The 7,966-nt window shown below is 70.2% G+C and carries 10 protein-coding genes and 1 riboswitch; of the genes, 4 read left to right on the top strand and 6 right to left on the bottom strand.

What is annotated here, in order from left to right; genetic code table 11:
- Nucleotides 1-128: 128 nt before the first annotated feature.
- On the bottom strand, nt 129-608 hold the full coding sequence (locus tag HMPREF0321_RS14435; RefSeq protein ID WP_006947583.1) for a DUF664 domain-containing protein: 480 nt from the start codon (nt 606-608) through the stop codon (nt 129-131).
- 86 nt (nt 609-694) lie between these two features.
- Between HMPREF0321_RS14435 and HMPREF0321_RS17490 the strand changes: the two genes are divergently transcribed.
- From HMPREF0321_RS17490 to HMPREF0321_RS15190, 3 genes are all read left to right on the top strand, one after another.
- Nucleotides 695-847, top strand: coding sequence for a VOC family protein (locus tag HMPREF0321_RS17490; protein ID WP_311200859.1), 153 nt, complete (start codon nt 695-697; stop codon nt 845-847).
- The gene (locus HMPREF0321_RS17495) at nt 841-1,104 is read left to right on the top strand and encodes a VOC family protein (protein ID WP_006947573.1); all 264 of its coding nucleotides are present in this window, start codon (nt 841-843) and stop codon (nt 1,102-1,104) included. Before HMPREF0321_RS17490 ends, HMPREF0321_RS17495 begins: the two co-directional genes overlap by 7 nt.
- Nucleotides 1,105-1,304: 200 nt before the next feature.
- Complete coding sequence (locus tag HMPREF0321_RS15190) at nt 1,305-3,134, top strand: HNH endonuclease signature motif containing protein (RefSeq protein WP_006947572.1); 1,830 nt, start codon at nt 1,305-1,307, stop codon at nt 3,132-3,134.
- Between the two features lie 148 nt (nt 3,135-3,282).
- On the opposite strand, the gene HMPREF0321_RS14450 is transcribed toward HMPREF0321_RS15190, so the two are convergent.
- The 4 genes from HMPREF0321_RS14450 to HMPREF0321_RS14465 all read right to left on the bottom strand — a co-directional run bounded on the left by HMPREF0321_RS14450 (nt 3,283) and on the right by HMPREF0321_RS14465 (nt 6,221).
- Entirely contained in the window at nt 3,283-4,212 is a 930-nt protein-coding gene (locus HMPREF0321_RS14450; RefSeq protein WP_074046266.1) for an energy-coupling factor ABC transporter ATP-binding protein, read from the bottom strand.
- 125 nt (nt 4,213-4,337) lie between these two features.
- Entirely contained in the window at nt 4,338-5,102 is a 765-nt protein-coding gene (gene cbiQ / locus HMPREF0321_RS14455) for a cobalt ECF transporter T component CbiQ (RefSeq protein WP_006947576.1), read from the bottom strand.
- Nucleotides 5,103-5,104: 2 nt separating this feature from the next.
- Entirely contained in the window at nt 5,105-5,509 is a 405-nt protein-coding gene (locus tag HMPREF0321_RS14460) for an energy-coupling factor ABC transporter substrate-binding protein (RefSeq protein ID WP_006947575.1), read from the bottom strand.
- Entirely contained in the window at nt 5,502-6,221 is a 720-nt protein-coding gene (locus HMPREF0321_RS14465; RefSeq protein ID WP_006947566.1) for an energy-coupling factor ABC transporter permease, read from the bottom strand. The genes HMPREF0321_RS14460 and HMPREF0321_RS14465 overlap by 8 nt, the downstream gene beginning before the upstream one ends.
- Nucleotides 6,222-6,268: 47 nt before the next feature.
- Nucleotides 6,269-6,337, bottom strand: a riboswitch (cobalamin riboswitch).
- 241 nt (nt 6,338-6,578) lie between these two features.
- Between HMPREF0321_RS14465 and HMPREF0321_RS15195 the strand changes: the two genes are divergently transcribed.
- Nucleotides 6,579-7,040: a hypothetical protein gene (locus HMPREF0321_RS15195; protein ID WP_006947571.1), complete on the top strand. Its 462-nt coding sequence runs from the start codon at nt 6,579-6,581 to the stop codon at nt 7,038-7,040.
- Between the two features lie 289 nt (nt 7,041-7,329).
- On the opposite strand, the gene HMPREF0321_RS14475 is transcribed toward HMPREF0321_RS15195, so the two are convergent.
- Nucleotides 7,330-7,966, bottom strand: a 637-nt coding sequence (locus HMPREF0321_RS14475; RefSeq protein WP_006947574.1) for an ABC transporter ATP-binding protein, incomplete at its 5' end; no start/stop codon positions are given.

The following is a 7,966-nucleotide window of genomic DNA, read 5'->3' on the forward strand; positions in this document are numbered from 1 at the left end:
AACCGGGCTGACGTCCCATATCGGCGCGCACCCGGTCACGGTCGGGTGAGTCCGCCGGTCTGCCGGGCTGTGTGGCACATGGATCCGTCAATCCGACTTCATGGGCACGCAGCGTCTCGATCCGCGCCTCAGCCGCGCGCGAGCAGGACGTCGCGGGTGATCTCGAGGTGGCCAAGGTGCTGCGCGAGCTCCTCGACGACGTGCAGGAGCACGGCGCGGCAGTCGGTGACCTGATACGAGCGCGCCGGGGCGTCGACTCGGTCGGCCGGCGGGGCCACCGGGAGCGCGTCGAGGTCGGTGGCGGCGACGTCGTCTATGAAGGCCTGACGTTCGCGTGCGGCGCGTTCGACGAGCGTCGAGACGGGGCCGGTGGCGGTGAACTCAGCGTCGCGGTCGCGCGGAACGGTGCCCCCCAGGTTGACGGTGCTCGACCACCGACGCATCGCCCCGAGGCAGTGCGTCAGCAGCGCGTAGGGGCTGTTCGAGCCGGCGACGGGCAGCGTCGCGTTGGCCGTCGCGTCATCCATGTCGCGCACGATGGTGACGATCGCGTCGAACTTCGCCAGCACGTAGGCGAGGATGACGTCCTTCTCCGAAATCTGCGTCATGCCGCCAGTATGACGGCCCGTGGGCCTGCAGTTCGTGCCGGCGATTCGCCCCTGACGGCGAGGGAGACTCCGTCTACTGTGGCCGCATGAGCGATGCCCCCCAGCTGATGCAGACCGTCCTCGACGCGCGTGATCCGCGGCGCCTCGCGGAGTTCTATCGGCAGTTCCTCGGGCTGACGTATCGCGCCGGGACGAGCTACCGAGTGACGGCCCGGATGATGCCGACTGGCTCGTGCTGACGCACGCGGGCGGCCGCCGAGCGCTCGCGTTTCAACGCGACGAGGACCTCGAACCCACGACGTGGCCCGAGGGGCGCGTGCCGATGCAGATGCACCTCGACCTGACGGTGCCGGCCGTGGCCTCGCTCGAACGGCAGCGGGAGCGCGCCGTGTCGCTCGGCGCGACGCAGGTGCTCGACCGCTCCGATGACGACGATGAAGCCCTCTACGTCTTCACCGAACCCGCCGGGCATCCGTTCTGCGTGTTCGTGGCGTGACGGTTGGCTCAACCGAGGCTGCGCACCTCAAGTACCACGTGGTCCTGCTCGGCGCGTGCTGGCGGGGGAAGTAGGCGCGGCGTAGCCCCGTGAAGTAGCACGAGCCGGGCCGGACGTGCGGATCCCGAGGCCTCGCGCCATGACGGCATCTCTTCGCCTCGCAACTCGCCATGTTCGAACATATGTACTAAACTGGAGTCATGGACGAGGTCGCGCGCACCCTGCTTCGGCAGGCACGCAACCTCCCGGTTCTCGATCGGTTCGAGCTCTGGGAGGCGCTGAGTCACGCCCTCTTCGACGAGGCACTCAACGCCGAGGGCGCCTTCGTCGAACGTCCCGTCATGACGCTCGACGAGCGGGCCGCAGCGCTCGAGGAGGCCGCTGTCTCGCTCGAGCGCGCTGCTGCCACCGCGTCGCGGGTGTCACGCTCCGCGGACGCGACGATGCACGCTCTCGCCGCACGCCACCACACCGTCCATCGCGAGCGTGACGACATCGAGTGGGAGTCGATGGACGATCGCGACTACCCCCTGACGCCCGGCGAGTTCGCCGCGGCAGCGCTCGGCCCTGCCCTGGGCGTGTCCAGTTCTCACGCCGAAGCGATGGCCGCTGATGCCGAGCGCATCCGCCACTGCCTGCGTCCCCTCTTCGAGCAGGCCGGCGCCGGGCGTGCGCGCATGAGTTCGGTGGTCAAGATCAGTGATGTGCTGGCGCATCTCGACGACGCGCAGATCGCGGTGGCGTTGCCGCACCTGATCCACGCGAAGGCTGCCACCGCGGGCTCCACGGCGGCGAGCAACCGCACGACGCGAGTCCTCGACGCCCTGGGGTTGACCGAAGACGAGGACGAGATCGACATAAGGGCACAGCTCGGTGTCTGGTTCGCGCCACACCCCGAGCACCCGACCCTGACGGAGCTGCGCGCGGTCCTGCCCGCGCGCGACGCGGCGGATCTCAAGGCCGCCATCCACTCCCACGCACAGGAGCTTCGCGACTCGGCCCCGCACGTACTCGACGTCGCGCTGCGCGAACCGATCAATGCGCTGCGCGCGGACGCTCTCGTCCTGCTGGCGCTGGCCAACGTGCACGTCACACCGGTTCTGCACCTCCAGGTGCCTGTTGTGCGCTCTCGTCCCTCGGTGGCCGGTGGCGCGGAGGCGGTGGAGCGGGTTACTCACACCTCCGGGCCAACGCTCGACGGGAGCGCGAGCCGCGTCAGCGTCCTCGACGCGGATGGCGTCTGGAGCGGCCGTTCCGGGCCTGGGTGGCCGGATGCCGCACGCGCATCGGAGCGAGTGTGGAACCGCCATTCCGGCTCAGGTGGCCCCGACTCCACTCGCGAAGCGAGCGGCGTGTGGACCCGCCGTCCGGGCTCAGGCGGCCCGAATGCCGCTCGCTTATCGGAGGGTTTCGGTGGCGTGGGGCCGCCCAGCGGTGCCGATGGCGTCCCCCTGCGAGGCGGGGTGGGCGAACACAGCTCGACGAACGGCTTCGGTGATGCCCGCGTGCCGGGCGTCGGGACGATCGTGGCCGCTGTCGTCGAGGAGCTGGCCCGCGTGGTGGGCGCGGTGTTCACGACGGAGCTCATGGACGCCGAGCGCTGGACGACGATCGCCACGAGCACGCAGAAGTATCGTCTGTCGACGGCAATCCGCACGTTCGTGGAGCGTCGCGATGTGCACTGCCGGTTCCCCTGGTGTTCGCGCCGCGCGGAGGGGTGCGATGCCGACCACGTCGTCCCCTTCGCCGACGGCGGGGAGACGAGTGCCGCGAATCTGCAGATGTTGTGTCGTCATCATCACCGGGCGAAGACGTTCGGTGGTTGGGCCGTGCAGATGAACGCTGACGGGGTGTGCACCTGGCAATCGCCTTCGGGGCCGATGATGCTGACCCACCCGAACGATGCCGTCCCCCGCGATCCTGACGACCAGAGCTTCACCGTCGATCTCGACCGCGCGGCTTGGCCACTCGCTGCGGGACCTGCGGCTCTCGAAGCCACGCGTCCAGCCGAGAGCGCGCCGGCCGGCTAGTTTCAGCCCGGGCGCACCGCGAGCATCGCCCCACGCCGCTAGCCCGGCCGGTGCGTGTCCCTACCCGAGATGACGACGGTCGTCGTGGCCGCGGGCCCAGCCGTGCGTCACCCAGCCACCCTGGCTCGAACGCTGTACCTCTGGGCTGTCACTCCATCCGCGTGGGTCGCTTGGGCGACTGAGAGCCGCCGCTGATCACAGCGTCGTAGACCTCGTCGACCGCACGCGGTATCCCACCTCCAACGGGACGTCGGCCAGCGCCATTACCTTCGCCGCCGGCGTCGCCGGGCCCCGCGTCGCCGCCGACGACCTCGTTGACGCCCCCGTCGCGCGACGTCTGCGCTCCGGCACACCTCACGCCTGCGCGCGCCAACATCTGCGCCTGCCAGGGAGCGCGCAGCGCCGCGGCATGCAGGGCGGGCTCGTCGCTGAGCACACGATGCGCGGCGTCCTGACGCAGGTGCCCGTCGTGCAGCAGCGCGAGGTCGTCGGCCCACTCCCACGCGAACGCGAGGTCATGCGTCGACAGGGCGATCGTCGTACCGCGTTCCTCGAGCGACGTGAGGCTCGCGAGCAGCGCCTCGACGCCGGCCGGGTCGAGACCGGCCGTCGGCTCGTCGAGCAGCAAGTACGCGGGGCGCATCGCGACGGCACCCGCGATGGCCACGCGTTTCTGCTGCCCGAACGACAGTTGATGAACCGGCCGATCCGCGAGGTCGCTGATCCCGAGGACGTCGAGCGTCTCCTCGACGCGTCGCCGCACCTCGTCGGGCGGCAGCCCGAGGTTGGTCGGGCCGAACGAGACGTCCGCGAAGACGTCCGCCGAGAACAACTGATCCGCCGGATCCTGAAGCACGAGCTGCACGAGCTGTCGATGACGCTCCAGCCCGCGCCGCGAACGCTGCAACGCCACCCCGTCGACGACGACGTCCCCTGACGTCGCCGCAACCGACCCGGCCACGGCGCGCAACAGCGTCGTCTTGCCTGCGCCGTTCGCGCCGACGAACGCGAGCCGCCGCCCCGGCTGCACGTCGAGGTCGACGCCGTCGAGTACGGCGTCCCGACCGCGATACCCCACGCGCAGATCCCTGACACTCAACCCACGGGTACCAGTTGCCTCCCGGCCGCCGGGCTCAGCCACACGTGACTCACTATCTCGAGCGACGCCGTTCGGCCCAGCTTGCCTGTTCTGCAGCCACCTGTTCATCGCGACATCACCGCCCACGTGATGAGGGCGCTGACGACGAGCACGACACCACACAGCGACCGCCACGACGCCTGCCGCGCGGGCGTCGTGACGATGAGGTCGCCCGTGTATCCACGTCCGGCGAGCCCCGCTTCGAGGCGCTGGGCGCGCGTCCAGGCCCGGACGAGCACCCCCGCGAGCAGCGTCCCAGTGCTCGCGAGCGCCGCGCGGCGCGTCGCGTATCCGAGGCGCGCCGTCTGACTCTCCCGGATCGTGCCGACCGAGTCGAGCAGCGTGAAGATCATCCGATACACGACGCCCGCGATCTCGACGAGAAACGCCGGCACCCCGACGCGCCGCAGCCCGCCGAGGACGTCCGTCATCGGCGTCGTCAGCGCGAGCACGAGGACGGCAGCCGCCCCCGCCGCTGCACGCGACCCCGTCAGAACGGCTCGATCGAGCGACGATCGCCCGATCGAGAACGGCCCCGCCTGCCACAGCGCGTCATCGGGCGCGGGGCCGATCGACACGAGCACGCCCACGAGGCCGATGACGACGAACACCGCCGGCAGCGCCCACACACGCAGCACGAGCCCGGGCGCGACGCGCGCACCCACCGTGACGGCGACGAACGCGACGACGACGACGGCCAGGTCGACGCGCACGTCCCGCGCCACCATCGCCACGGCGAGAAGACCGAGCGCCAGCGCAGCCTTCTCGCTGACGGCATGCGAGCGCCACGCGCTGCTCCACGCCGCCTCGTCGATCGCGAGATGAGCCACGCTCAGGCGATCCGCGAACCGTCGGACGCGTTCGTGACGACACCCGTCGCAGCGTCATCACCTGGGGCAGCACGACGTGACGCAACACCGCTACCCGCACTCGCGACACCCGACGCCGCGTCGCGGTTCTTGCGACGCTCGCGGAACGTGCCGAGGACGAAGCCGAGGAAGCCCGCACCGAGCGCGGCCTGCATCGCGAACAGCCCCGATTCGACCTCGCCACCGGGCTGCGTCCAGAACGGCTCGAACCACGGCTTGTAGTCGGGGTCGGACTTCTCGATGGTCTCGGTGGCCGCAGCGTCCGTGCCACCGAAGTCGCCACTGCGCGTGCCCATGACGAGCGCCAGGACGAAGATCGCCGCCGCGAGCACGACGAGGAGGACGTTCGTCAGTCGACGGTCACGCACGGCTCGCCTCCTTCGCCTCGACGTCGGCCGAGACCGCGACACCCGCATCGAACCCACGATCGCGTCCGAATCCCAGACCGGCGAGCTCCGGGCCGGCCCAGGAGCGCAGCGCGTTCATGAGCAGCACACCGACGAGGCCCTCGACGATGGCGAGCGGAATCTGCGTCACCGCGAACAGCCCGAGAAACCGCGACCATGCGCCGACGAAACCCGTCGCGCGGTCGGGGAAGGCGAGGGCGAGCTGCGTCGCCGTCGTCACGTACGTCATGAGGTCGGAGACGGCGACGGCGCAGAACACGGCGATCGACAGCGGCGCGCGACGCATCAGCCGATAGACGCCGTACCCGGCCCACGGCCCGACGACTGCCATCGACATGACGTTCGCGCCGAGCGTCGTCAGCCCGCCGTGCGCGAGCAACAGCGCCTGGAACAGCAGCACGATCGTGCCCAGCGCCGCCATGACGGGCGGGCGGAAGATGATGGCGCCCTCGCCGGTGCCCGTCGGATGCGACGAACTCCCGGTGACGGACGGCAACTTGATGGCCGACAGCACGAACGAATACGCCCCGACTCCGCCGAGCAGCAGCTTCGACTCCGGATGCTTCTCGATCGTGCGCTTGATCTCGCGCGCTCCGTGGATGACGAAGGGTGCCGCTACCGCACTCCAGGCGGCAGCGTGAACAGGGGGCAAGAACCCCTCAGCGATATGCATGAGTGCACCTTCCCGGGATGACGCGTCCCGCTCGATGGCGTCACCCCGAGTTCCTGACTCACGGAAATCCCGTTCACAGTGGCGCGACCGTGCCGGATTCTCACCGGCTTCCTCGTCCTGGGTGACGCGCGCTGCCCACCCTAGCGAACCGCCCGCCCGCCGTGGGCGCCCGGGACGCAGTAGCTCCCGCAACGGTGATCACACCTTCGTCGTGTCCGGCCCGCCACCTCTGACGGCCCCTCGCGCCACCGCCCCACGGCCAGGCTTCACCCCGGTGCTCCCCCACGCCCGCGCTGCGGCACCGCACCACGTCGACATTGCGACGTCAACACCACGCCAGATCGCCCGCGAGCGCTCATGGCCGACGCACAGGATCTCGACATCACCCACCCACACGCGAGCGCGAACGTGGGGGACGTGGAGAACACGACGGTGACACGAGTCCTGACGGTGGCAGGCGGCGTCCTCGCAGCCTGGATCCCGGTGCTCTACCTGCGCCTGGACGCGCAGCGCGTCGACCCTGCGAGCATCGCGGCGTGGTTGGGGCTCGACGTGAGCGAACTCCTCGCCCTCACCGCACTCGTTCTGGCCACCAGTCGACGCGCCGCGGCCACCCGGCTCATCGGGCTCGTCGCCGCGACGCTGTTCGTCCTCGACGCCGTCACGGACATCGCGAGCGCGACCACGACAAGTTCGCTCGCCACCGCCGTCGCCATGGCGCTCGCCGCCGAGATCCCCGTCGCTCTCGGATGCCTACGCCTCGCCCTGATGCATGACGCGCCGGCCACGACGACGCAGCTGGCTCACGTCAGCTCCTGACCAACGCCGGCGCGAGAACAGGCGCCAGCTCGAACTCCCGTCCCAAACCGCGATTCGCGTCCCCATCTGCGAATCCCGTCCCCAACGACTCGCCGACCTCACACCTACCGTCGAGACGCCGAGACCACGAGGCGACGTCACCGTGAGACGCCGCAACCACGAGACGACGAACGCCGGCCGGATGCTTGTCGCATCCGGCCGGCGTCATGTTCGCCTACACCCGATTCCTCGCGTCGTCTCCGTCGAGACGATCAGGCGCCGAGGCCAGCACTACGACGAGGCGCCGACATCAACCTTGCGTCGGGGTCGCCTCGAGCGTGCGCAGGCGACCGTCGACCATCTCGTGCAGCGAGTCGACGGCGTCGAGGGTGTGCAGGTCGTGCGTCACCATGATGGTCGCGGCCTGGTGTTCGTGCGTCACCTTGCCGAGCAGTTCGACGACGGCGGTGCCGCGCTCGGTGTCGAGCGACGCGGTCGGTTCGTCGACGAGCAGCAGCTTCGGCTCGTTCATCAGCGCGCGGGCGATGCCGACACGCTGACGCTGACCGCCGGAGAGCGCTGCGGGGCGGCGGTCGAAGACCTTCTCCAACCCGACGGCGGCGAGCAGTTCCTCGGCCCGCGATGCGGTGTCCTTGCCGTGACGCCCGGCGATGCGCGCAACGATCTCGAGCTGCTCCACGGACGTCAGCGACGCGATGAGATTGCTCTGCTGGAAGACGAACCCGATCGACGACAGGCGCACCGCTGCGGCGTCCTTGTGCGAGAGCCCCGAGACGACCTTGCCGTCGATCGTCACGATGCCGGAGTCGGGCGTCTGCAGCAGGCCGGCGACGGCGAGCAGCGACGACTTGCCGGAACCCGACGGGCCCGTCACCGCGGCGAACTCGCCCGCGGCGACGTGCAACGACACGTCGTTGACGGCCGTG

The sequence above is a fragment of the Dermacoccus sp. Ellin185 genome (assembly GCF_000152185.1).
Classification (GTDB): Bacteria; Actinomycetota; Actinomycetes; order Actinomycetales; family Dermatophilaceae; genus Dermacoccus; species Dermacoccus nishinomiyaensis.

Bases quoted from the DNA above. Each gene is read 5' to 3' on its own strand.
- HMPREF0321_RS14435 (WP_006947583.1), bottom strand. From the start codon at position 608: ATGACGCAGATTTCGGAGAAGGACGTCATCCTCGCCTACGTGCTGGCG.
- HMPREF0321_RS17490 (WP_311200859.1), top strand. From the start codon at position 695: ATGAGCGATGCCCCCCAGCTGATGCAGACCGTCCTCGACGCGCGTGAT.
- HMPREF0321_RS15190 (WP_006947572.1), top strand. From the start codon at position 1,305: ATGGACGAGGTCGCGCGCACCCTGCTTCGGCAGGCACGCAACCTCCCG.
- HMPREF0321_RS14465 (WP_006947566.1), bottom strand. From the start codon at position 6,221: ATGCATATCGCTGAGGGGTTCTTGCCCCCTGTTCACGCTGCCGCCTGG.
- HMPREF0321_RS15195 (WP_006947571.1), top strand. From the start codon at position 6,579: ATGGCCGACGCACAGGATCTCGACATCACCCACCCACACGCGAGCGCG.